Origin of the sequence: Rhodobacter maris (assembly GCF_900217815.1) — a bacterium.
GTDB classification, from domain to species: domain Bacteria; phylum Pseudomonadota; class Alphaproteobacteria; order Rhodobacterales; family Rhodobacteraceae; genus Rhodobacter; species Rhodobacter maris.
Genome location: NZ_OBMT01000003.1, coordinates 121,560 through 144,133, shown reverse-complemented (window position 1 = coordinate 144,133; position 22,574 = coordinate 121,560). Strand labels below are relative to the sequence as shown.

The 22,574-nt window shown below is 63.3% G+C and carries 23 protein-coding genes; 5 read left to right on the top strand and 18 right to left on the bottom strand.

Going from position 1 to position 22,574, the window contains the following annotated elements:
- The 3 genes from CRO22_RS06690 to CRO22_RS06680 form a co-directional block, all read right to left on the bottom strand.
- The gene (locus tag CRO22_RS06690; RefSeq protein WP_097069358.1) at nucleotides 1-1,164 is read right to left on the bottom strand and encodes a serine hydrolase domain-containing protein; all 1,164 of its coding nucleotides are present in this window, start codon (nucleotides 1,162-1,164) and stop codon (nucleotides 1-3) included.
- A 135-nt stretch (nucleotides 1,165-1,299) separates the two neighbouring features.
- Nucleotides 1,300-1,812, bottom strand: coding sequence for a MarR family winged helix-turn-helix transcriptional regulator (locus tag CRO22_RS06685; RefSeq protein ID WP_176518569.1), 513 nt, complete (start codon nucleotides 1,810-1,812; stop codon nucleotides 1,300-1,302).
- Between the two features lie 108 nt (nucleotides 1,813-1,920).
- Complete coding sequence (locus CRO22_RS06680) at nucleotides 1,921-2,217, bottom strand: FAD assembly factor SdhE (protein WP_245860905.1); 297 nt, start codon at nucleotides 2,215-2,217, stop codon at nucleotides 1,921-1,923.
- A 169-nt stretch (nucleotides 2,218-2,386) separates the two neighbouring features.
- Here CRO22_RS06680 and CRO22_RS06675 point away from each other — a divergent pair, with 169 nt between their 5' ends.
- From CRO22_RS06675 to CRO22_RS06665, 3 genes are all read left to right on the top strand, one after another.
- The gene (locus CRO22_RS06675) at nucleotides 2,387-3,589 is read left to right on the top strand and encodes a pyridoxal phosphate-dependent aminotransferase (protein ID WP_097069357.1); all 1,203 of its coding nucleotides are present in this window, start codon (nucleotides 2,387-2,389) and stop codon (nucleotides 3,587-3,589) included.
- A 42-nt stretch (nucleotides 3,590-3,631) separates the two neighbouring features.
- The gene (locus CRO22_RS06670) at nucleotides 3,632-4,057 is read left to right on the top strand and encodes a hypothetical protein (protein ID WP_097069356.1); all 426 of its coding nucleotides are present in this window, start codon (nucleotides 3,632-3,634) and stop codon (nucleotides 4,055-4,057) included.
- Between the two features lie 92 nt (nucleotides 4,058-4,149).
- A complete protein-coding gene (locus tag CRO22_RS06665; RefSeq protein ID WP_097069566.1) occupies nucleotides 4,150-5,280 on the top strand; it encodes an NAD(P)/FAD-dependent oxidoreductase in 1,131 nt (376 codons plus the stop codon).
- Here CRO22_RS06665 and CRO22_RS06660 read toward each other — a convergent pair.
- The 5 genes from CRO22_RS06660 to ppk2 form a co-directional block, all read right to left on the bottom strand.
- The gene (locus CRO22_RS06660; RefSeq protein ID WP_097069355.1) at nucleotides 5,237-6,652 is read right to left on the bottom strand and encodes an MATE family efflux transporter; all 1,416 of its coding nucleotides are present in this window, start codon (nucleotides 6,650-6,652) and stop codon (nucleotides 5,237-5,239) included. The genes CRO22_RS06665 and CRO22_RS06660 overlap by 44 nt on opposite strands.
- A 41-nt stretch (nucleotides 6,653-6,693) precedes the next feature.
- Nucleotides 6,694-7,281: a cytochrome b/b6 domain-containing protein gene (locus CRO22_RS06655; RefSeq protein WP_097069354.1), complete on the bottom strand. Its 588-nt coding sequence runs from the start codon at nucleotides 7,279-7,281 to the stop codon at nucleotides 6,694-6,696.
- 59 nt (nucleotides 7,282-7,340) lie between these two features.
- Complete coding sequence (locus tag CRO22_RS06650; protein ID WP_097069353.1) at nucleotides 7,341-7,790, bottom strand: c-type cytochrome; 450 nt, start codon at nucleotides 7,788-7,790, stop codon at nucleotides 7,341-7,343.
- Between the two features lie 140 nt (nucleotides 7,791-7,930).
- Complete coding sequence (locus CRO22_RS06645; protein ID WP_097069352.1) at nucleotides 7,931-8,551, bottom strand: methyltransferase domain-containing protein; 621 nt, start codon at nucleotides 8,549-8,551, stop codon at nucleotides 7,931-7,933.
- A 75-nt stretch (nucleotides 8,552-8,626) separates the two neighbouring features.
- Complete coding sequence (gene ppk2, locus CRO22_RS06640) at nucleotides 8,627-9,712, bottom strand: polyphosphate kinase 2 (RefSeq protein WP_097069351.1); 1,086 nt, start codon at nucleotides 9,710-9,712, stop codon at nucleotides 8,627-8,629.
- Between the two features lie 197 nt (nucleotides 9,713-9,909).
- On the opposite strand from ppk2, the gene CRO22_RS06635 reads away from it, so the two are divergent.
- A complete protein-coding gene (locus CRO22_RS06635) occupies nucleotides 9,910-10,581 on the top strand; it encodes a glutathione S-transferase family protein (protein WP_097069350.1) in 672 nt (223 codons plus the stop codon).
- 130 nt (nucleotides 10,582-10,711) lie between these two features.
- Here the strand turns inward: CRO22_RS06635 and cydX are convergent, their stop codons facing one another.
- The 7 genes from cydX to CRO22_RS06600 form a co-directional block, all read right to left on the bottom strand.
- Complete coding sequence (gene cydX, locus CRO22_RS06630) at nucleotides 10,712-10,831, bottom strand: cytochrome bd-I oxidase subunit CydX (RefSeq protein WP_097069349.1); 120 nt, start codon at nucleotides 10,829-10,831, stop codon at nucleotides 10,712-10,714.
- Between the two features lie 12 nt (nucleotides 10,832-10,843).
- A complete protein-coding gene (cydB, locus tag CRO22_RS06625; RefSeq protein WP_097069348.1) occupies nucleotides 10,844-12,001 on the bottom strand; it encodes a cytochrome d ubiquinol oxidase subunit II in 1,158 nt (385 codons plus the stop codon).
- A gap of 4 nt (nucleotides 12,002-12,005) precedes the next feature.
- Nucleotides 12,006-13,589, bottom strand: coding sequence for a cytochrome ubiquinol oxidase subunit I (locus CRO22_RS06620; RefSeq protein ID WP_097069347.1), 1,584 nt, complete (start codon nucleotides 13,587-13,589; stop codon nucleotides 12,006-12,008).
- A gap of 380 nt (nucleotides 13,590-13,969) precedes the next feature.
- A complete protein-coding gene (gene polA, locus CRO22_RS06615) occupies nucleotides 13,970-16,825 on the bottom strand; it encodes a DNA polymerase I (RefSeq protein WP_097069346.1) in 2,856 nt (951 codons plus the stop codon).
- Between the two features lie 112 nt (nucleotides 16,826-16,937).
- Nucleotides 16,938-17,114, bottom strand: a complete 177-nt coding sequence (locus tag CRO22_RS06610; protein WP_097069345.1) for a zinc-finger domain-containing protein — start codon at nucleotides 17,112-17,114, stop codon at nucleotides 16,938-16,940.
- 87 nt (nucleotides 17,115-17,201) lie between these two features.
- The gene (locus CRO22_RS06605) at nucleotides 17,202-17,582 is read right to left on the bottom strand and encodes an HIT domain-containing protein (RefSeq protein ID WP_097069344.1); all 381 of its coding nucleotides are present in this window, start codon (nucleotides 17,580-17,582) and stop codon (nucleotides 17,202-17,204) included.
- A gap of 11 nt (nucleotides 17,583-17,593) precedes the next feature.
- On the bottom strand, nucleotides 17,594-19,168 hold the full coding sequence (locus CRO22_RS06600; protein ID WP_097069343.1) for a DUF5928 domain-containing protein: 1,575 nt from the start codon (nucleotides 19,166-19,168) through the stop codon (nucleotides 17,594-17,596).
- A gap of 148 nt (nucleotides 19,169-19,316) precedes the next feature.
- Here CRO22_RS06600 and CRO22_RS06595 point away from each other — a divergent pair, with 148 nt between their 5' ends.
- A complete protein-coding gene (locus CRO22_RS06595) occupies nucleotides 19,317-20,135 on the top strand; it encodes a sulfotransferase family protein (protein WP_097069342.1) in 819 nt (272 codons plus the stop codon).
- Between the two features lie 25 nt (nucleotides 20,136-20,160).
- Here CRO22_RS06595 and CRO22_RS06590 read toward each other — a convergent pair whose 3' ends face one another.
- The 3 genes from CRO22_RS06590 to nth form a co-directional block, all read right to left on the bottom strand.
- Entirely contained in the window at nucleotides 20,161-20,706 is a 546-nt protein-coding gene (locus tag CRO22_RS06590; protein ID WP_245860904.1) for a class I SAM-dependent methyltransferase, read from the bottom strand.
- Between the two features lie 104 nt (nucleotides 20,707-20,810).
- Nucleotides 20,811-21,797: an adenosine kinase gene (locus CRO22_RS06585; RefSeq protein ID WP_097069340.1), complete on the bottom strand. Its 987-nt coding sequence runs from the start codon at nucleotides 21,795-21,797 to the stop codon at nucleotides 20,811-20,813.
- Nucleotides 21,794-22,438: an endonuclease III gene (nth, locus tag CRO22_RS06580; protein ID WP_097069339.1), complete on the bottom strand. Its 645-nt coding sequence runs from the start codon at nucleotides 22,436-22,438 to the stop codon at nucleotides 21,794-21,796. Before nth ends, CRO22_RS06585 begins: the two co-directional genes overlap by 4 nt.
- Nucleotides 22,439-22,574: the final 136 nt, after the last annotated feature.

The following is a 22,574-nucleotide window of genomic DNA, read 5'->3' as shown; positions in this document are numbered from 1 at the left end:
TCAGGGCTCAGCCTGCGCCATACGCCGGAAGAGCGCAAGGTTCTGATCCGTCACGCCCTCCGCATCGAAGCCGCGATCGGCCGCATTGACGGCAATCACCACCTGCGCGGCGGGATTGACGTAAATGAACTGGCCATAGATCCCTTGTGCCATGAAATCATGTCCGAAGGCGGCACTGTCCTTTGGCACCCACCACTGGAATCCATACCCCGCGCCATCGGCCGCCTGATGCGCGGTCGAGGCGGTCACCCAGTCCTCCGGCACGATCTGACGCCCGTTCCAGAAGCCGTGCTGCAACATCATCTGGCCAATACGCGCATAATCGCGCGTGCGCATGTTGAGCCCGCCGAGCACGAAACCCGTCCCCTCGCCATCCAGCAGCATCTCCGGCGCGGCCTCGAAGCCCATCGGCTGAATGATCCGCTCGACCATGAGATCCACCGGGTCGCGCCCCGTGGCACCGGCAATCACCATGCCCAGAACATGGGTGTCGATCGAGACGTAATGCATATGCGTACCGGGGGCGCTTGCACGTGTCTTGAGCGAGGCGGCAAAACCATCCATCGAACCGCCAAGCGCCAGGACACGGCCCATCCGATTGATGTCGCTTGAAAAATCCATATAATCTTCGTTGAAGGCCACGCCCGAGGACATCGTGAGCACGTCGCGAATTGTCGCCCCGTCGTAAGCCGAGCCGCGCAACGACGGCACGAACTCGGTCACCTGACGGTCTAGATCGGGGATCGTGCCGTCGTCATGCAGCGTGCCGAACAGGGCCGAAAGCACCGATTTCGCCATCGACCAGGAAATGCGCAGATCTTCGGGCCCGGTGCCGCGATAATAGCTTTCATGCACGAGAGCGCCGTCGCGCAGCATCACCAGCGCAGTAACATCCCGCGCGGCGATCCAGTCTTCCACTTCGGGGGCAAGCGGTTCGGGCCTGCCCGCAGGCAGCATCGAAACCGGCCCGGTGCCCCGGTCGAGCACCCGGAACAGGAAAAGCCGGTCCATATGCGAAAAATTGGTCACGATTCGCTCTTCGGAGAAGAGCGCATTAACCGCCAGGAGCCGGGTGATCTCCTGATGCTTGACCAGCGCAATCGCGCCCAGAACAAGCACGATGACGAGCAGGCCTCGCCCCAAAAATCGCAAGCTCCGTCGCATCCGCCCCTCCCCCGCTGCGCGATTGCCAAGACAACCACGCCGCTCGCGCCGGAGCAAGCACCGGGACGGGCCCGCCATGCTTGCCGCAGCGTCAGGAGGAGGAAAGCGCCGGAAGCCGGTCAACCGGTCAACCGGTCAGTAAATGTAGCGAATCTGATCGGACCAGTAGCGTTCCATGCGGCGCAGGGTGCGATTCATCTCGTCCATAGAGTCGAGCGTGATCACACCCCGGTCGTCCATGCCCTTGGCGTGACGCTCGAACAAGGCCGAGACGGCTGTGCGCAGGTCCACGCCCTTCGGCGTCAGCTTCACGCGTACCGAACGGCGGTCGATATCGCAACGTTGATGGTGCATGTAACCGGTTTCGACCAGCTTCTTGAGGTTGTAGCTCACATTCGAGCCCTGGTAATAACCGCGGCTCTTGAGTTCCCCCGCCGTCACCTCGTTCTCGCCGATGTTGAACAGCAAGAGCGCCTGAACAGGGTTGATCTCGAGAATACCGAGCCGTTCAAATTCGTCCTTGATCACATCGAGAAGCAACCGGTGCAGCCTCTCGACCAGCGACAGGCTGTCGAGGTAGCAGGCCATCATGCCGGGGGGAGCGCTCTCATCAATCGTGGGCGCCTTCATCGGGGTTTGAAACGTCATTCCTTACTCCGCCATCCTCGCTTCCTTGAGGCAAATTGGCGGAAAAACCCGAAGATAGGGTTAAGCAGATCTGAGTGCGCCGCACTTCATGCCAAATTTGCTGCGACTTTATGACGTTATCCGGCCATGCCGCGTTCGGGCAAAAGTGCCGATCCGATCCAACATTTCAACATATTGGGGCGGGCATGGCAGCGCACCCGAAATCCAGGGATAGAGATCTTGATCATTCTCTTCGAGCAGCCGGTCATAAAGATCGAGTGCGGCCGGATCGAGGCGCTCGATCTCGGCATCGGCCCAGGGGCCGAGAATCAGGTCCATCTCGCGGATGCCGCGCCGCCAACTGCGCATCCGCATCCGTTTGAGCCGCGCGTCCGGCGTTTCGGTTTGGGGGGTGGTGTCGGTCATCGCACGTCCCTTCTGTGCCGTTTTTCCTTGCCTTGCACTCCCGTCCCGCCGCGTCAAGCCCGGCGGGCGATGACAGGCCGGTGAGCCCCGCCGAATCCCCCCTGACAATGCTTGAAGGCTTACGCGCGCGCGCGTAAGGGACAGGAAGTTCAGCCACAGGAGCCCCGTCATGGCCTTTTTGTCCGATACGCTTGCGCGCGTGAAACCCTCGCCCACCATCGCGGTGACGAACAAGGCGCGGGAGCTCAAGGAGGCCGGGCGCGATGTGATCGGCCTTGGCGCGGGCGAGCCAGATTTCGACACGCCCGAAAACATCAAGGCGGCCGCGGTGGCGGCGATTGCGGCGGGCAAAACAAAATACACCGCCGTTGACGGCATCCCCGAGTTGAAAAAGGCAATCTGCGCCAAGTTCAAGCGCGAGAACGGGCTCGATTACACCCCCGCGCAGATCACGGTCGGCACCGGTGGCAAGCAGGTGCTTTACAATGCGCTCGTGGCCACGCTGAATCCGGGCGACGAGGTGATCATCCCCGCGCCCTACTGGGTGAGCTACCCCGACATGGTGCTGCTTGCGGGCGGCACGCCGGTCTTTGTCGAGGGCAAGATGGAGGCGGGTTACAAGATCACCGCCGCGGATCTGGAAGCCGCGATCACGCCGAAAACCAAGTGGGTCATCTTCAACTCGCCCTCCAACCCCTCGGGCGCGGCCTATGGGCGCGACGAGCTGAAGGCGATCACCGATGTGCTGATGCGCCATCCCCATGTCTGGGTGATGTCGGATGACATGTATGAGCACCTCGTGTTCGGCGGCTTCGAATTTGTTACCCCCGCGCAGGTCGAGCCCGGCCTTTACGACCGCACGCTGACCTGCAACGGCGTCTCCAAGGCCTATGCAATGACCGGCTGGCGGATCGGCTATGCGGGCGGCCCGGAGGCGCTGATCAAGGCGATCGGCAAGGTGCAGTCGCAATCGACCTCCAACCCCTGCTCGATCAGCCAATATGCCGCCGTCGAGGCGCTCAACGGGCCGCAGGATTACATCGGCGAGAGCCGCGTGGCGTTTGAGCGCCGTCGCGACCTCGTGGTGGCCGCACTCAACGCCTGCCCCGGCATCACCTGCCCGACGCCCGAAGGCGCGTTCTATGTCTATCCCTCGATCGCCGGGCTGATCGGCAAGACCTCGAAAGCGGGCGTGACGATCACCGATGACGAGATCTTCGCCAATGCGCTGCTTGAGGAAGCGGGCGTTGCGGTGGTGTTTGGCGCGGCCTTCGGGCTTTCGCCCGCGTTCCGCATCAGCTACGCTACCTCGGATGCCGCGCTGACCGAGGCTTGCGCGCGCATCAAGGCCTTCTGCGAAGGGCTGAAATAAGGGTAAAACGCAGGGGCCGCGCGCGCACCCCGGGAGAACTGGATGGCTGGCGATCTGCCGGAGTATTATTTCCGGATCCGCGAGAATGGCGCGGCCGTGTTCAAGGTGGATACCGAGAACCGGCAACGCCGCATCGAGATGGAACAGATCGCCGTCGTCAATATCCGCAATGGCGAGGTCAAACCGCAGGGGGAGCGCAAGCTCTCGCCCGCGGATCTGCGCGAGATCGAAGCCTGGATGGCGAAGCGGGCGGCGCTGCTCTCCGCCCGCGAGGTCGATGACATCCTGCGCACCATCGATCATCTCAACCTGACAACGCATTGGGCGCAGACAAAAGCCAGCGGCGCGCAACTTGATGAAGTGACCGATGCGCTGCTTCTGGCGATGCACGATCTGCGCTCGGTTCTGGTGCGCAAAAAGGCCGAGCGGCTCCTGAGCGGCGGTGGGGGCGACAACACCGAAGCGTGATGGCCCCGTCGCGCCAGCGCGCTTGTGTCGGAAAGGGTCGAGGCGCTAGAATATATTCCACAAGATGAATGTATTTCCGGATCGGAGCCGCCATGTCGCATATCCTCATTCTCGGATCGGGCTTTGCCGCCCTCACCGCGGCGCGCGCGCTGCGCAAACGGGGCGTGACGGCCGAGATCACCCTCGTCTCGCCGCGCGATACGCTCCATTACCTGCCTTCGACGATCTGGATCCCGGCAGGGCTGCGCACGGGGGAGGGGTTGAAGCTGCCGCTCGACAATTTCTTTGCCCGCCACAAGCTGCGCCATATCAAGGCCTCTGTGACGACGATGTCGGGCGCGAACCGGAGCGTGACGCTGGACACCGGCGAGGTGCTCAGCGCCGATCACATCATTATCGCCACCGGCGGACGGTTTTTGCGCAAGCTGCCGGGGATCGAGAATGCGATCATCCCCTGCGAGGGGATCGACGCCGCGGAGCGGATCACCGCGGGGCTGCAAAAGCTTGAGGGCGGCACCATCGCCATCGGCATGGCGGCCAACCCGGCCGAGCCCGGTGCGATCCGCGGCGGGCCGATGTTTGAATACCTGTTCATCCTCGATACGCTCCTGCGCCGTCAGGGCCGGCGCGAGAAGTTTGAACTGGTGTTCTTTTCCCCCTCCAAACGCCCCGGTCAACGGCTTGGCGAAAAGGCGGTGGACGGTGTGCTTGCGGCAATGGCGCGGCGGGGCATTTCCACCCATCTCGGCCACAAGATGGTGCGGATCGAGCCCGATAAGGTCGTGACGGAAGGGGGCGAGATCGCCGCCGATCTGATCCTGTTTCAGCCCGGCATGACCGGCCTTCAATGGTTCGAGGGCACCGATCTGCCGCTCAGCCCCGGCAAGATGATCGAGGGCGATGCGCTCTGCCGCGTGCCGGGCTTTGAAGGGATCTGGGTCGCGGGCGACGCGGGCTCCTATCCGGGGCCGGAATGGCTGCCCAAACAGGCACATCAGGCCGATTTGCAGGCGCAGGCCGTGGCCGCCAATATCGCCGCCGCGCTTGCGGGCAAGCCGCCGCGCACCGAATTCGTGCCCGAACTCATCTGCATCATGGACAGCCTCGACAAGGGGATGATCGTGTTCCGCCGCGGCAATATCAACCTTGTGCTGCCCGCGATGCGACCGCTCCACTGGCTCAAGCGGGCGTTCGAGACCCACTATCTGAAGGCGTTCCGGTAACGAGCCAGGGCCCGCGCCAGAACCGCAAGATCAGCGTCACGCCGACACAGGCGAGGCCGAGCACGAGGCCAAGCCAAAGCCCCACCCCGCCGAGCCCGAGCGGGAAGGCGAGCACGTAACTCGTTGGCACGCCGATCAGCCAGTAGGAGATTGTTGCCACAACCATCGGCACCCGGGTGTCATGCACGCCGCGCAAGAGCCCCAGCGCCATCACCTGCGCCGCGTCAAAGAGCTGAAAGAGCGCCGCAACTGCAAGAAGCCGCGCGCCAAAGGCGAGGATCGCGGGGGCCATCGGGTCGGAATTGTCGATGAAGAGGCTCACCAGCCGATGCGGCATGCCAAGGAAAACGATGATCGTCAGCGCCGCGAAAACGAGCGACAGGATCAGCGCCGCCTTCGCCCCGGCGCGCAGCCGGTCAGGATCGCCCGCCCCATAGGCGTGGCCCGCCCGCACCGTCGCGGCGTTCGAGAGCCCCATGTGGATCATGAAGGTGAGCGAGGCGAGTTCGAGCGCGATCCCATGCGCGGCAAGCTCGGTGGTGCCGATCCAGCCCATCATCAGCGCCGAGGCCTGAAACAGCCCCGCCTCCGAGAGATGGGTGAGGCCCGCGGGCAGGCCAAGGCGCAGAACGGCCCAGAGTGCCTCCCAGTCCGGCCGCCAGAAGCGCGCGAAAAGCGCGACCTGGCGCAGGCCTTTGGCCCGGGCGGCGTAAAGCGCAAGCAAGATCGCTGAGGAGAGCTGAACCAGCACCGAGGCGAGCGCCGCCCCGCGCACGCCCATTTCAGGCGCGCCGAAATGGCCGAAGATGAAGGCCCAGTTGCCGAGCACATTGAGCGCCACGCCCAGAAGCGTCACCCACATCACCAGATGCGCGCGCTCTTGCGCGCTCAGATAGGCGCGCAGGCAAGCCACGATCAGCGCAGGCACAAGGCCCCACATGGCGATGCTCAGATACTCCTGCGCCAGCGCCGCAAGCTGCGGGTTTTGCCCGAGCGCCAACAGAATCGGCTCGGCGGCGGCCATCACCGGCATCACGGCCAAACCGTAACCAATCGCGATCCAGAGCCCCATCCGCGCATCGCGGCGCAATTGCACCGCATCGCCGCGCCCGATCGCTGCCGAGATCCGCCCCATCAGCGCATAGGAAAAGCCCGAGCCGAGGATGAAGAGGAAAAAGAAAAACGAGGAGCCCAGCACCACCGCCGCAAGTTCGGGCACGCCATACCAGCCGAGCATGATCGTGTCGGAGACATGCAGCAGCATCTGCGCGATGTTCGAGCCCACCATCGGCAGGCCGAGCCACAGCGTCGCAGCGATATTTGCGGCGAGGCCGGAGGGCCGCACCGCCGGAGATTTGACTGTCTGGTTCATGGCCGGACGCTAGCCGAGCCGCTGCCAGCCGTCCAGAGCCCTCAGGAGCGCCGGCGCCGCCCGATGATCATCGGCGTCACGAGGTCTTCGCGCTTCCAGACCTTGTAGAAATAGATCGCGCCCACATGGAGCGCGATCAGCGCCAGAAGCACCCAGCCGAGCTTGTGGTGCCAAGAGAGCGCGAGCCGAGGCCAGCCCTCGGGCAAATATTGCGCGAGCGGGCCGACATTGACGAAATCGTCCGGATCGGTGCCGAGCCCGGTGAGCACCTGCGCGATGAGCACAAGGAGCATCGCGACCACCGACCAGCCGCCGAGCGGGTTATGCCCGTCGGTATGGCTCGGCTTGCGCGAGGCCATCGTGAAGACGTAGCGGATCACGGCGAAGGGCCCGCGCACGAAGTTGGCAAAGCGCGCATTTCTCGTGCCGATAAAACCCCACAGGATGCGAAAGACCAAAAGCCCGCAGATCGTGTAACCGAGGTAGAAATGCCAGGTCATGATATCCGGCCCGAAATGGCCGAGCACGAAGGCCCCCGCAACGCAAAGAAGAAGGGTCCAGTGGAAGATCCGCACCAGCGGATCCCAGATCTGGCGGGTTTCGGGGGCGGTTTCGGGGTCTGTGCTCATGGATCTCGCTCGTCTGGAAAAGAAACGGGCGGGGGCTTTCCCCCGCCCGGTATCGCGCCTTATTCCGGCACGCGGTAATCGTCGTGGCAAGCCTTGCAGGTGCCGCCAAGCTTTTGCAGCGAGGCGCCGAAAGCGGCCGCATCGCCCGAATTGGCCGCGACGACCACGGCCGCGCCCGCTTCATGCATGGCTTTGCCCTTGGCGCCGAAATCGTCCATGTTCGCCCAGATCGAGGCTTTCGCATCGCTCTCGCCGGGGAAATCGGCGTCCGAAGTGCCCGGCGCGAAAAGCGGGCCGACATCGGTGGCAAGCAGGGTTTCGAGCTTGGCGGCTTCGGCCTTGGCGGCTTCGGCGTCGTAGTTCTTGGCCACGCCCATCATCGCCTTCATCGAGCCGCCGAGCGATTTGAAATAGTCTTGGCGGGCTTTCACCGTTTCCATCCCGTCCGCATAGGCAGCCGTGCCGAGAACCAGCGCCGCAACCGGCAGGGTGAGCAGAATTTTACGCATGCATATCTCCTTGGAAGTTCTGGGGTCAGTGCGATCGTGAACTTGAGTAGCCGTTTTACGCACGATTACTGCCGTTCCGTCTATGAGATAGGGAATGAAATGTCTGTGACAGCGTCACAGGGCCTCCCGGGCCTGCGGCATCAGCGCGCAGTCCCTTGGGTTTCGGCGGGTTTGCGGACGACGAAATCGATCAGCGCGGCACGGCCCGCATGACCCGCCCCCTCGCCCAGATCGGCGTCGTAATCGCCTTGATGCAGGATCTTCCAGCCGAGAAAGGCGGCGCGCAGGTCATCAAGTGTCCAGAGCTGCTCGGCCACCCGTGGCCCTCCCGAGCTGTTGGCCAGTTGCCGGACAGAAAAACCGTGCAAAAACAAAATTCCATCGGGTTTGAGGGCCTGCGCCATGCCGCGAAAAAGTGCGGCGCGCAGGGTGGGCGGGGCGAACTGGATGAAGAGCCCCAAGACCGCATCATAGGCTTCGACCGGCCAGATGTAACGCGTCAGATCGGCCTGTTCGGTCGCCACGGCAACGCCGCGTTCGGTGGCCAGCGCCTGCAGCTTGGCGAGCGCAGGGGCCGAGGCGTCGAGCGCATGAACGCACAGCCCCTGTGCGGCGAGCCACACCGCATTGCGCCCCTCGCCCTCGGCCACCGAGAGCACCTCCGCCCCGCGCGCCAGCCGCCAGGCTTCGCGGCGCAGAAACGCGCAGGGTTCGGTTCCGTAATAATAGTCTGCGCCCGCAAAGCGCTCGTCCCAATTCATGCAATCCCCCAAACCTATCGAGGGCAAAATCGCCGCAAGCGCGCGGCGATTCAAGCTGCACTTCTGGCGAGGCGTTCAGCCCGGCGTTGCAGGGGGCGTCGCGGCCCGCGGCGCCTTGGCGCGGGTCTGGCGCCGGCTCTCGGGATGCTGTGCCGCGCCCAGGATGTGCTCGGCCGAATGCACCACATGGCGGGCATGGCCAACGATCAGCGGATCGGGCGGAATGACGATGGAGAGATCCTTGTCGGGATAGTCGAGCGAGGACAGGAAATGGCGCATGCAGTTGAGCCGCGCGCGCTTCTTGTCGTTTGACTTGATGATCACCCAGGGCGCATCGGCCGTGTCGGTATAAAAGAACATCGCCTCCTTCGCCTCGGTGTAATCCTCCCATTTGTCGAGCGACGCCATGTCGATGGGCGAAAGCTTCCAGCGTTTGAGCGGATCCGTCGCGCGCTCGGTGAAGCGGCGGCGCTGCTCCTCGCGGGTGACGGAGAACCAGTATTTGAAGAGCCGGATGCCGGAGCGGACGAGCATCCGCTCGAACTCGGGCGCCTGACGCATGAACTCCAAATATTCGGTCGGCGTGCAGAAGCCCATCACCCGCTCAACCCCGGCACGGTTGTACCAGCTGCGGTCATAGAAGACCATTTCGCCCGCGGTGGGCAACCAGCGGATGTAGCGCTGGAAATACCATTGGCCGCGCTCTTCATCCGAGGGCTTGTTGAGCGCCACGACGCGGGCGAAGCGCGGGTTGAGATGCTCCGTATAGCGCTTGATCGTGCCGCCCTTTCCGGCCGCATCGCGCCCTTCAAACAGGATCACGAATTTCTCGCCGGTCTCCTGCGCCCAACGCTGCACCTTCAAAAGCTCGGCCTGAAGCTTCGCCTTTTCCTTCTCGTAAGTGGCCCGCGCCATGCGGTGCGGGTAGGGGTATTTACCGCTCTCGAAAGCGGTGCGGATCGCATTGGGATCGAGCGAGGGAAACGCCTGCGGGCCTTGCAGGGCCGCGCCCTCACCGGGCGCCGGTTCTTCCGGCTCGACCGGCAACGGCTTGCCGGTCACCGGGGCCGGTTCCACGGGAGCCACCTCGGCAACCTCGGTCGGCGCCGCTGCGGGCAGTTGCTCGGGTTCGCCCTGCGGCACGCTGACTTGATCTTCCATCGGTTCCTCCCTGTTGACCGTTTCTGTGCTGGCACAAACGCGTTAAATCCGCCTTGATGCGGGTCAATTCGTCGCCTTGACCTTCCTGCATCATCTCGTGTGCCGCGTGTTCTTTGGGGGCGGCCATGCGTTGCTTTCCTTCCTCCTGCGCATCGGGCAGGATGGCCGCAACAGGCGCTTTCGGGGAGAAACGGATCATGATCACGCTTTACGGCATGTATCGCTCGCGCGCGACGCGCAATATCTGGGCACTGATGGAACTCGGTCTGCCCTGGACGCTGAAGCCGGTGATCCAGGCCTACAGGCTCGAGGCGCAGGGAATCGACCCCGTCCACCCGGAAGCGCCCTTCAACACCCGCTCGCCGGAATTTCTGAAGCTCTCACCGGCGGGCGCGATTCCGGTGATGGAAGATGGCGGGCTCGTGCTTTCGGAATCGCTCGCGATCAACCTCTATCTCGCGCGCAAGGCGGGCGGGCCGCTCGCACCGAAAGACCCGCGCGAAGAGGCGTTGATGGAGCAATGGGCGCTTTACGGCGCCACCGCAATCGAGGAAGCCGCACTCGAGATCTCTTTCGCTTATGCCCGCGGCGAGGCGGCGACGGAAACCGGCGAGGCGCGGATCATTGCCGCCTGTGCCCGGCTTGGCCGGCCCTTCAAGGCGCTGGAAACCCATCTGGCCGCGCATAGCCACATGGTCGGCGGGCGCTTCACCGTGGCCGATATCAACATGGCCGAGATGGTGCGCTATGCGCAGCCGCACGCCGCCCTGTTGGCGGCCTATCCGCGGCTGAAAAGCTGGCTCGATCTGTGCCAGTCCCGCCCCGCCTTCCGCGAGATGTGGGAAACGCGCGCCGCCGAACCGGCATAGGCACGGCCCAGCGTTTCGACGGAACCAAACGCCCCCCTCCAAAAAGCAAGATCCGCCCGGGCGAACCCGGGCGGAGGCGCGCCTTGAGCGCGAGTGGTCCGGCGGCAGCGGCGCCCCGCCGGAGCGGATCTCAGTCTTCCTGCGCGCCCTCGGCACGGCGACGGTCTTCCTGCAACTCAAACCACATCGCGTTGATCACCCCGAACATCACCGCCACCGGCAGGCCCAGAAGCCAGGCAAAATACCACATGTTTCGGACCTCTCAGTAAGCGTTGGGGTTGGAGTTGATCTCGTCTTGCGTGACCTTGCCCCAGAGCACCTTGTAAACCCAGGCGGTGTAGGCAAGGATCATCGGCAGGAAGATGATCGTGCAAACGAGCATGATGAAGAGCGTCATATGCGAGGACGAGCTGTCCCAGACCGTCAGCGAGGCGGAGGGGTTCAGCGAGGAGGGCAGGATGAAGGGGAACATCGTCAGACCCACGGTCGAGATGATGCCGAAGATCCCCACCTTGCCTGCCACCACCGACCAGCCGCTCCAGAGCCGCATCAGCAGCACCTGACCGGCAAGCCCCACCACGCCCATGATCGGCGCGATGATGATCCATGGCCGCGTCGTGTAAGCGTCGATCCACGAGCCGCCGCGCACGACCTCGCTCAGAAGCGGGTTCGACGGGCCGAAATGGTCGGGCTCGGAGACGTAACGGTAGCCCTCGACGCCAAAGGCGAGCCAGACACCGGCGAGCAGGAAGGTGACGATGCCCAGAAGCCCGGCATAGGTGCCGATCCGCCGTGCCCGCGCCTGCACCGCGCCTTCGGTCTTCAGCACAAGCCACGACGCGCCGTGGCTGACATGCATCGCAAGCGAGACCACGCCGACAAAGAGCGCAAACGGGTTCAAAAGGCCCAGAAGCTTGAGCAGGAAGTTGCCCGGATAGATCGGCATCATGTTGTCTTGCAGCGAGAACGGCACCCCTTGCAGCACATTGCCGACCGCTACGCCAAAGATCAGCGCGGGCACCGCGCCGCCGATGACAAGCGCCCAGTCCCAACGGGTGCGCCAGGCAAAGCCCTCACGCTTGTTGCGATATTTGAAACCCACGGGGCGCAGGATCAGCGAGGCCAGCACGATGAACATCGCCAGATAAAAGCCCGAGAAACTGACCGCATAGAGGATCGGCCAGGCCGCAAAGATCGCCCCGCCGCCGAGGATCAGCCAGACCTGGTTGCCCTCCCAGACCGGGCCAACGGTGTTGATGACGATACGCCGTTCGGCATCGCTTTTGCCCACGAAGGGAATGAGCGCGGCCACGCCCATGTCGAAGCCATCGGTGGCGGCAAGGCCGATGAGCAGCACGCCCAGAAGCACCCACCAGATCACGCGCAGGATTTCGTAACTCAGCAGTTCATGCAAAATCATGATCTTACTCCGCAGGTTGGGGGGCAATCGGGGCGTGGCGCGCGTTCCAGGCGGCAACCGCCTCGACATCATGCACCGGCCCTTTGCGGATCGCCGCGAGCATCAGCTTCATCTCGATGATCAAAAGCGTGGTGTAGAGCGCGACAAAGCCGCCCAAAGTCACCGCGAGATCAAAGACCGAGAGATGCGAGGCCGAGAGCGCCGTGGGCAAGAGCCCGTCCACGGTCCAGGGCTGGCGACCGAATTCGGCCACGAACCAGCCCATTTCGGCGGCAAGCCAGGGCATCGGGATGATGAAAACCGAGACCTTGAGCGCCCATTGCGGATAACGCCCGCCGCGGAAGTTGGTGGTCCAGAACATGTAGGTCAGAATCAGCAGCATGAAGAAGCCAAAGCCCACCATGAGCCGGAAGGTCCAGAACATCGGCAGTACGCCGGGCACGGTTTTCCAGGCGGCGGCCTCGATCTGCGCATCGGTCGCGGTCAGCGGATCTTCGACCATCGACGAAAGCAGAAGCGCATAGCCGAGGTCGGACGCATGTTCCTCGAAACTGGCTTTCACTTCCGGCGCCACGTTGCCCTTATTGGCGCGGATCTGCAAAAGCGCCTCATAGGCAACAAGCCCAGACCGGATGCGGCCCTCGGAGCCCTTCACCAGATCCTTGATGCCCGGCATCTCTTCGGTCAGCGAGCGGGTGCCGATCATCCCCATCACGAAGGGAACCTTGATCGCATATTTGGTCTCGCGCGCTTCCTGATCGGGGATGCCGAACAGGTTGAAGGAGGCAGGCGCCTTTTCCGTGTCCCACATGCCCTCGATCGCGGCGAGCTTCATTTTCTGGTTGTGGGTGGCTTCATAACCCGACTCGTCGCCCAGCACGATCACCGAGAGCGAGGCGGCAAGGCCGAAGGCCGAGGCGATGGCGATGGAGCGGCGCGCCAGTTCGACATGGCGGCCCCGCAGCAGATACCAGGAGGACACACCGACGACAAAGATCGAGGCCGTCACATAGCCGGCCGAAACGGTATGGACGAATTTCGCCTGCGCCACCGGGTTGAAAAGCACGGCATAGAAGTCGACCAGCTCCATGCGCATGGTCATCGGGTTGAACTCCGCCCCGACCGGGTTTTGCATCCAGCCGTTGGCGATGAGAATCCAGAGCGCCGAGAAGTTCGAGCCGATCGCCACGCACCAGCCGACAAACATATGCGCGCGCGGGCGCAGTTTTTCCCAGCCGAAGAACCACAGCCCCACGAAGGTCGCTTCGAGGAAGAAGGCCATCAGCCCCTCGATCGCCAGCGGCGCGCCAAAAATATCGCCAACGTAGTTGCTGTAATAGCTCCAGTTCATGCCGAACTGGAATTCCATCGTGATGCCGGTCGAAACGCCAAGCACGAAGTTGATACCGAAAAGCGTGCCCCAGAACTTCGTCATCTGCCGCCAGATCGGGCGACGGGTCATCACATAGACCGTCTCCATCGTGGCCAGCATGATCGAGAGCCCGAGGGTGAGGGGCACGAAGAGGAAGTGGTACATCGCTGTCGCTGCAAATTGCAGGCGAGATAGCTCGACTAATCCGAACTCCATTGTTCTCTCCAACTGGTTCGCCGCCCAGTCCCGTGCAGGCGGTTCCTCGAGCTATGGACCCTGCGGCGGCCTGTCGCGCCTGCGCGGGCTGTCGCAGGTGGGCAAAATGTCCCATGTGAAAAAGTGATAATGATCAAATGCTTACAAGGAGGCTAAATTCGGTGACTGCGTCACTTTCGCAAATGAAGCCATTGAAAGATCATTATTTTATGAAGCTTAAGACGACCAAATCAGCCCCGCGGCAGCCCGGATGCGCCAGAAAAAATTGTGACGCGGGAAATTTGTCGCATCCTCGGATGCGCAAATCCCGGCACAAAGGCGCCACCATCACACCCGCAACGCGCGATCACATCAGGGTGAGTCTCTCGTGAAACGGGCGCTCAGTGCGCCTCGGCCCAGTTCGCGCCCTGCCCGGCATCGACGACAAGCGGCACGGAAAGACGCACAGCCGGATCGGCGGCCCCCTCCATCACGGCGCGCGCGGTGGCGATGAGCGGTTCGACCTCGCCCTCCTCCACCTCGAAAATCAGCTCGTCATGCACCTGCAGCAGCATCCGCGCGGGCAGCCCCGCAATCGCGGCGGGCATGCGGATCATCGCACGGCGGATCACATCGGCCGCAGCGCCCTGAATCGGCGCGTTGATCGCGGCGCGTTTGGCAAAGCCCGCCCCCGGCCCCTTGGCGTTGATCTCGGGCGTGTGGATCTTGCGGCCAAAGAGCGTTTGCACGAAGCCATGCTCCTTCGCAAAGGCAACGGTGCTCTCCATATAGGCGCGGATCCCCGGAAAGCGCTCGAAATAGCGGTCGATGAAGCCCTGCGCCTCGGCACGCGGAATGCGCAGATTGCGCGCAAGGCCAAAACCCGAAATGCCATAGATGACGCCGAAGTTGATCGCCTTCGCCTGACGGCGGATCATCGGGTCCATCCCCTCGACCGGAACGCCAAACATTTCCGATGCCGTCATCGCGTGAATGTCGATGCCCTGCCGGAACGCCTCCTTCATCTCGGGGAGATCGGCGACATGGGCGAGGATGCGCAATTCGATCTGGGAATAGTCGAGCGAAACGATCTTGCGCCCCGCGGGCGCAATGAAGGCCTCGCGGATGCGGCGCCCCTCGTCCGAGCGCACGGGGATGTTTTGCAGGTTCGGATCGGTCGAGGCGAGGCGACCGGTGTTAGCGCCCGCAATGCTGTAAGAGGTATGCACCCGCCCCGTATCGGGGTTGAGATGGGCCTGCAGAGCATCTGTATAGGTCGATTTCAGCTTCGAGATCTGGCGCCAGTCGAGCACTTTGGCAGCAAGCGCCGCCGCCTCTTTGTGATCGTCCATCGTGGTGATGTCTTCAAGCACATCGGCGCCGGTCGCATAAGCACCGGTCTTGCCCTTTTGCCCGCCCGGCACGCCCATGCCGTCAAACAGGATCTCGCCCAACTGTTTGGGCGAGCCGACGTTGAAGGGCTGGCCCGCGAGGGTCTGGATTTCCTCTTCCAGCCCCGCCATGCGCTGCGCAAACACGTTCGACATCCGCGCGAGCACGGAGGTATCCACCTTCACGCCCGCCATTTCCATCTCGGCCAGCACCGGGACGAGCGGGCGTTCGAGCGTTTCGTAAACCGTTGTCACTCGCGCGCGCGACAACTGCGGTTTGAAGGCGCGCCAGAGCCGCAGCGTGACATCGGCATCCTCGGCGGCATAGGGCGTGGCCTTGTCGAGCGGCACCTTGTCAAAAGTAATCTGCGATTTGCCCGCGCCGATCAGCTCCTTGATCGGGATCGGGCGATGGCCGAGATATTCCTCAGAGAGCGCATCCATCCCGTGACCGTGCAGCCCGGAAAAGAGCGCATAGCTCATCAGCATCGTATCGTCGAAAGGCGCGACGCGGATGCCGTGGCGGGCAAAGATCTTCCAGTCATATTTCATATTCTGGCCGATCTTCAGGATCGCTTCATCCTCAAGCACGGGCTTGAGGAGCGCCAGCGCAGCCTCGAAATCCATCTGCCCCTCAACGCGCGCCGAGCCGCCAAAGAGGTCATCACCGCCCGCAGTGTGGCCCAGCGGGATGTAACAGGCCTTGCCCGGCGCGGTGGCGAGCGAAATGCCGACCAGGTCGGCGCGCATTTCATCCAGCGAGGTGGTCTCGGTATCCACGGCGAGCACGCCCTTGGCCCGCGCCTCGGCAAGCCATGCCTCCAGCGTCTCCGCATCGCGGATGGTGGCATAGGCGGCGGGGTCGATCGGCGCCTCCGGCACCGCTTGCGGGTCGATGCGCGGCTGCGGCGCGGCGCCATCGGCCCATTTCGCGGCCACGCTGTCGCCGCGGGCACCCTCGCTGGCAAGCGGCGCGGCCAGGCCGAACTTGTCCGCCACGCGTTTGGTGAGCGTGCGGAACTCCATCTGATTGAGGAAGTCCATCAACGCTTGCGGATCGGGCTCCTTCACCTCGAGCGTCTCAAGCCCAAAGTCGAGCGGCACGGTATCGCAAAGCGTCACGAGCTGCTTCGAGACCCGGATCTGGTCGGCGAAATTGATCAGTGTCTCACGCCGTTTGGGCTGCTTGATCTCGCCCGCCCGCGCGAGCAGCGTCTCCAGATCGCCGTAATCGGCAATGAGCTGGGCCGCGGTCTTGATCCCGATCCCCGGCGCGCCCGGCACGTTATCGACCGAATCGCCCGCGAGCGCCTGCACATCCACCACCTTCTCGGGGCGAACGCCGAATTTGGCCTCCACCTCCTCGGGGCCGATCGCGAGGTTCTTCATCGCGTCGAGCATCGCAACGCCACCGCCCACCAGCTGCATCAGATCCTTGTCGGACGAGATGATGGTGACGCGCCCGCCCGCCTCGCGCGCCTGCCGCGCCAACGTGGCGATGATGTCGTCGGCCTCATAACCCTCGATCTCGAGACAGGCGAGGTTGAAGGCCTTGGTCGCCGCGCGGGTGAGCGGGAATTGCGGGCGCAGATCCTCGGGCGCGGGGGGGCGGTTTTCCTTGTAGGCGGGGTAGATCTCGTTGCGGAAGGTCTTCGAGCTGTAATCGAAGATCACCGCGGCATGGGTCGGCGCATCCGCCCCCCTCGCCTCTTCGATATAGCGATAGATCATGTTGGCAAAGCCCGCGACGGCGCCCACCGGCAGCCCGTCGGATTTGCGCGTCAGCGGCGGCAGCGCGTGATAGGCGCGGAAGATGAAGGCCGATCCGTCGATCAGATGCAGATGGCAGCCCTTGCCGAAACTCATGGTCCTCTCCCTTCGCTTGCCGGTTCGTTGTGCCACAGCGGCCCGCGGGCCGGAACCCGAGAAACGAAAAGGCGGCCCGAAGGGGCCGCCGCTCCGCCGCGCATGATGCGGCTCAGTGATCGGCGTGCGCGTGGGCGCGGTCGATCACGAAGGTCTTGCTGCAGTAGGGGCAGACCACCTCGCCCGTCTCGGGCGGGATCGTCAGCCAAACCCGCGGATGCCCGCCCAATCCCCCGTCACAGGCCACTTTCCAGCTCGTCACGGTCTGGGTCTCGGGGGTCTTGGTCATGGCAGGCTCCTCGTCTGGGGCTGAAACGCTTGGCCCGATTTATCCGCAAAAGCAGGCGCGGGGCAAGCGGCGCTGCGGCAGGCTGCCTCAGTCGAAGTCGATCATCCGGCCAATCGGGCGCCCGGCGAGGATATGCATGTGGAAATGCGGCACCTCCTGCACCCCATGCTCGCCCGCATTGGTGATGGCGCGGAAGCCCTTGCCGCCCGAATGCGCCTCGGCCCCCGAAAGTTTCACCACTTCCGACACGGTGCGGGCAAAATCGACGATCTCCGCCGCGGAGGCCTCGGCGCAGAAATGGTCATAGGTGACGTAAGGCCCCTTCGGGATCACCAGCACATGCACCGGCGCCTTCGGCGCAATATCGGCGAAGGCGAGCGTATGCTCGGTTTCCAGCACCGTCTTGTTGGGGATCTCGCCGCGCAGGATGCGGGCGAAGATGTTCGTATCGTCATAGACATAGGGCACGGGCCACCTCCTCAATCGACGAACAGATAATCGGTTGCGGCGATCTCGAGCGCAAGCTCCCGCTCGATCCCGAGGAATGCCGCAAGCGCGGCGGCATTTTCCTCCGGGCTTGCGCCCTGACGCATCCGCAGGAACACCGGAAACTGCGCATCGCGCATCTGCTCGCTTTCATATTGCAGATCATTGCGGATCGTCGGCAAGAGCCGGTCCAACACCTCGCGCGGGCTGTGTTCCCCCGCAAGGCCGATGCGACAGGCATGGCCGATCAGATAGTCATCGGTGAAATCGCAGGCGATTTCCAGAACCCGTGTCGTGCATTTGTCGGCGGTAAAATCGCGCATCAGCTCGATGGCGGCCGGATCAAGACAGATCACCATCTGATCGGTTCCGAAATGATCGAAGAGCATGCGCAAAAGCGCGCGGCGGTGACGGTTGCGCTTTTCCACCGTGCGCTCGATGCCGCCCAGATCGGGGAGCCCCCCCGCCTCGTTGAAAAGATATTCGACCACCGGCAACCCGGTGCGATGATGCACCTGCTCGACCAGCCGCTTGGCGACATGCCATTTCTTGCACACCACGATCATCAGTGTGCGCTCGCGTCCGAGGCTCGCCTCACGCTCCCAGAATCGCGGTCCGAAGCGCCGCCCGATCCGGCCCCGCCCGGTGACGAAGGAAAAGAGCGCCCGCCCCTCGTTCGAGATCTCGAACTGCGCGCCTTTCTGCTGCCAGAGCGCGCCAAGCCGCTCCTTCAACGCCAGCGCATCGGGGCTGATCTTGCGCGCAAACAGGTAATCCTGCCCCAAAAGCAGGTCGTAATGATCATTGTAGAAGGTCACCGGCATGCCGTAATCGGTGAACATGAGGAACGTGAGCGTGCGCGAGCGGATCTCCTTTTCCGGCACCAGATGGCGCACAAGGGTCTGGAAAAACGTCTCGTCGGGGATCCAGGTGGTGCGGAAAAAGCGCATCACGTCGCGGCGCTTGCGCGTGAACTCAAGCACCCATTCGATCGTGCGCCGCCGCAGACACCACCATTGCGAGCCGATCATCATCTGGATGTCGTCGGGGATCTTGCGGGTCAGCCCGAGCTTCTGCTGCGCCGCCAGTGCAGCGTAGAAACGCTTCGGCTGGCTGCGTTCGTTGAACCAGTGCCGATAGATCAGCCGCTCTTCCTTGAACCCGGTCTTGATCCAGCCAGACGCGAAAAAATCGACGCTCTCGATATAGTCGACGTTTTCCGCATCCAGGAAGCGATGCGCAAATTCGGCGCTTTTCACCGGCATGCAATCGCCCGAGAGCATGTAAAAATGCGTTGCCTCCGGGAAATCCTCAAGCGCGGCCTTCACCGCCTCGAGCGTCGCCGCGACGAGGCTCCATTCGCCCCAGCCGCATTTGCAGCGCCGCTTCGCGAAGCTGACAGACGGGTTAGGCGCGAGCGCCGCGTGGATGCGCGCGAAATCCTCCGCATTTGCGCGGGCGTCAAAATGGATCGAGACATAGTCACCCGCCGCGGTCAGCCGTTCGGCCTGCGCGATGACCCCTTCGGGATCCTTGTGGGTCAGCAGGATGAAGGCGATTTTGGCCATTCCGGAGACTGCTCTTGCGCGGTTTTCTTGCACTCTGCCGTAATAGCGCCAAGAGGCGTTGAAAAAACAGAGCTTCCTTGCCTGTCGGGAAGGATTTATCAAGATCGGGTGCGGCAGGGTCGACGCATCGCAACTGGAGGCTGAGTTCATGGGGTTTCCCGGCACGTGGATGACCGAGAGTGAGAGCGTGGTCTACCGCGTCGTCCCGAAATGCGCCTGCTCCTCAATCGGGCAGATCATGTTCTATTCCGATCACGGGCAATTCTTTGACGGCGACATTCATGACAGCACCACGGGGCTGCACAAATGGAGCCAGGAAGAGAGCCAGAAACTGATCGAAAGGAACGTGAAGGGGCACAAGAGCTACGCCTTCACCTGTGTGCGCAACCCCTATGCGCGGATCCTCAGCTCTTTCTTTGACAAGATCGCGGGCATCCAGAGGAACGGCAAGCGCTACCGCGGCAACCTCGTGCCGCAACTTATCCAGAAATATGGCATCGAAGTGGGCAGCCCCGAGGATGATTTCGCCTTTGATCAGGTGAAGTCGTTCCGCCGTTTCCTGCTCTTTGCCCGCGACACGATCCGCTGGCGCCGCCCGATGGAGCCGGACATTCACTGGTCGGCGATGTCGGGGCATATCTCGACCTTCATCGTCAACGGCGGGCGCTATGATCAGGTGTTTTTCACCGAAAAGTTCAACGAAGGGATGCAACGGGTGCTCGATCATATCGAGACACCGCATCCGGTCGACCTGAACGCGATCCCGAAGTTCAACGAGAGCGAGGGCCACGGGCCAAAACGCGCGCATAAGGTGAGCGACTATTTCGACGACCTGTCGCGCCATCTCGTGTGGGAGATCTACAAAAAGGATTTCCAGCTTTTCAAATATGACTTCGACGACCCGGACAACAAGTTCCCGATCGGGGAAGTGGATCTCGACGAGATGCACGCGAAACTCGGGGATTGACGCGGGCGACCGATGGGAGCCGGGCTCAGTCCCTCCGGGCGGTAAAAAGCACCTGCCCGCGCGGCAGCAGCCGGTCATCCCGGGTGAGCACCCAACCGGGGGCGGCGTCATGCACCTCCGGTTCGCGCAGATGCCGCGGCGGGCGGTCGGGATGGGTCACCACGCCATCGGCTTGCCGGTAGGCGGTGTGCGCGAGCGCATCAGGCGCAAGAAAGACCGTGAACAGAAAGGCCTCAAGCCGGGGGAAGCGCGCGAGGTTCGCCAGCGCAAGCGCGAAGCATTCGCCCGGCAAATGCGCAAAGACGGCAAAGGCAATCGCATGGGTGATCGTGTCGGGCACCCCCGGAAAGGCGAAATCGCCATCCTCTATAAGCTGCGCCGGGTCGAGCCGGGCGGGGTCTTCCAGCTCGCGCGCATGGCCCGCGAGCAAAAGCGCGCGCGAGGCATCCGTTGCCCAGTAATGGCCCGGAGCGAGGTAGCCGACCGCCTTGCAGCCAAGCCGCAAGGCGCCCGCACCGATGTCCAGAAGGTGATGATGCGGCGCAAGCCCCGCATCTCGGAGCGCTGCCATCTGCACGCGCCCGGTTTCGTCCCAGCGCCCGCCCACGATCGCACGATGCCGCCCGGCAGCAATCGCGCTCTCGTAAAAATCAGGCGCCAGATAGGGCGAGCGGCTCAGAGCAGCCCCTCGGCGCGGAACTGATCGAGAATATCCTCCTCGGGGCGCGCACCGTAATGGCTGATCACCTCGGCGGCAGCAATGCAGCCCATCCGTCCCGCAACGGCAAGCGGCTTGCCCGTGGCGATGCCGTAAAGGAAGCCCGCGGCGAACTGATCGCCCGCGCCGGTGGCATCGACCGGAACGACCCGGTGCACCGGCACCTCGACCCGCTCGTCACCACGGATCACCACCACATCCGCGCCCGACCGGGTGCAGACGATGAGCCCGCATTCGGAGGCTGCCTGCTTCAGCGCGCTCTCAAGGTCGGTCTCGTAGAGCGAGGCCCATTCGTGCTCGTTGCCAATCGCAAAATCCATCTCCTCCTTCACGAGGCGGCGGAAGCCGGCGCGGTGGCGATCGACGCAGAACGGGTCCGAAAGTGAAATCCCCGCGCGCCCGCCGCCACGGTGGCAGCCCTGCGCGGCTTTCAGGAACCCCGCCTTGCCGTGATCCTTGTCGAAGAGATAGCCTTCGAGGAACAGAAATTCCGTGTTTTCAACCACATCAAGCGGCACATCCTCGGTGGAAAGCTCCGCCGAAATACCGAGATAGGTGTTCATCGAGCGCTCGCCATCCGGCGTCACAAAGATCATCGAGCGCGACGTCGGAAGCTCCACGCTTTTCACCGGCGGGTTCGGAAAATCGGTGCCCTCGGCGTTCAGCGCCGCCTCATAAAAATGGCCAAGCGCATCATCGGCAACGCGGCCGATGAAACCAGCTTTGAGCCCGAGGTTGCCGAGCCCCGCGATGGTGTTGCCAACCGAGCCCCCGGGCGCCTCGGTGCGCGCCCCCATCGCGGCGTAAAGTGTCTCTGCCCGGTCCCGGTCGATCAGCTGCATCACGCCTTTGTCGATGCCGTTCACGCTCAGGAACGCGTCCTCGCATTGCGCGATCACGTCGACGATGGCGTTGCCGATGCCGACGACCTGATATTTCTTCATGCGGTTTTCTCCTCGAAACGGCACAGATCGCGGATCAGGCAATCGGCGCAGCGGGGTTTGCGGGCGGTGCAGATATAGCGCCCGTGCAGGATCAGCCAGTGATGCGCGTGGCGCTGCCATTCCACCGGCACATTGTCTTCAATCGCGCGCTCCACCGCCTCGACATCGCGCCCCGGGCAGAGGCCGGTGCGGTTGCCAACGCGGAAGATATGGGTATCGACCGCCTGCGCCGGATGCCCCCACCACATGTTGAGCACCACATTGGCGGTCTTGCGGCCCACGCCCGGAAGCGAGGTGAGCGCCGCGCGCGAACTCGGCACCTCGCCGCCATAATTCTCAACGAGGATCTGGCTGAGCTTGATCACGTTTTTCGCTTTGTTGCGGTAAAGCCCGATCGACTTGATATGCGCGATCAGCCCCTCTTCGCCCAGCGCGAGCATCTTTGCGGGGGTATCCGCCAGAGGCCAAAGCGCGCGGGTGGCCTTGTTCACCCCGACATCCGTCGCCTGCGCCGAAAGCGCCACGGCAACAAGCAGCGTGAAGGCGTTGGTATGCTCAAGCTCGCCCTTCGGATGCGGCTCAACCGCCGCGAAACGACGGAAGATTTCCTGCATCTGGGGATAGGCGAGTTGCGCGGTCATGCCCCCTTCTGCCCGGCCCCCACCGAGCGGGCAAGAGGGCGCGCGTGCGGTTTACTATTTTGGAGGAATTAGAGACGATTCGTCGCCGCTGTTAACCGGGCATTTGCCCTGTCCGGAGGAAGCTGGACGCCGAGTC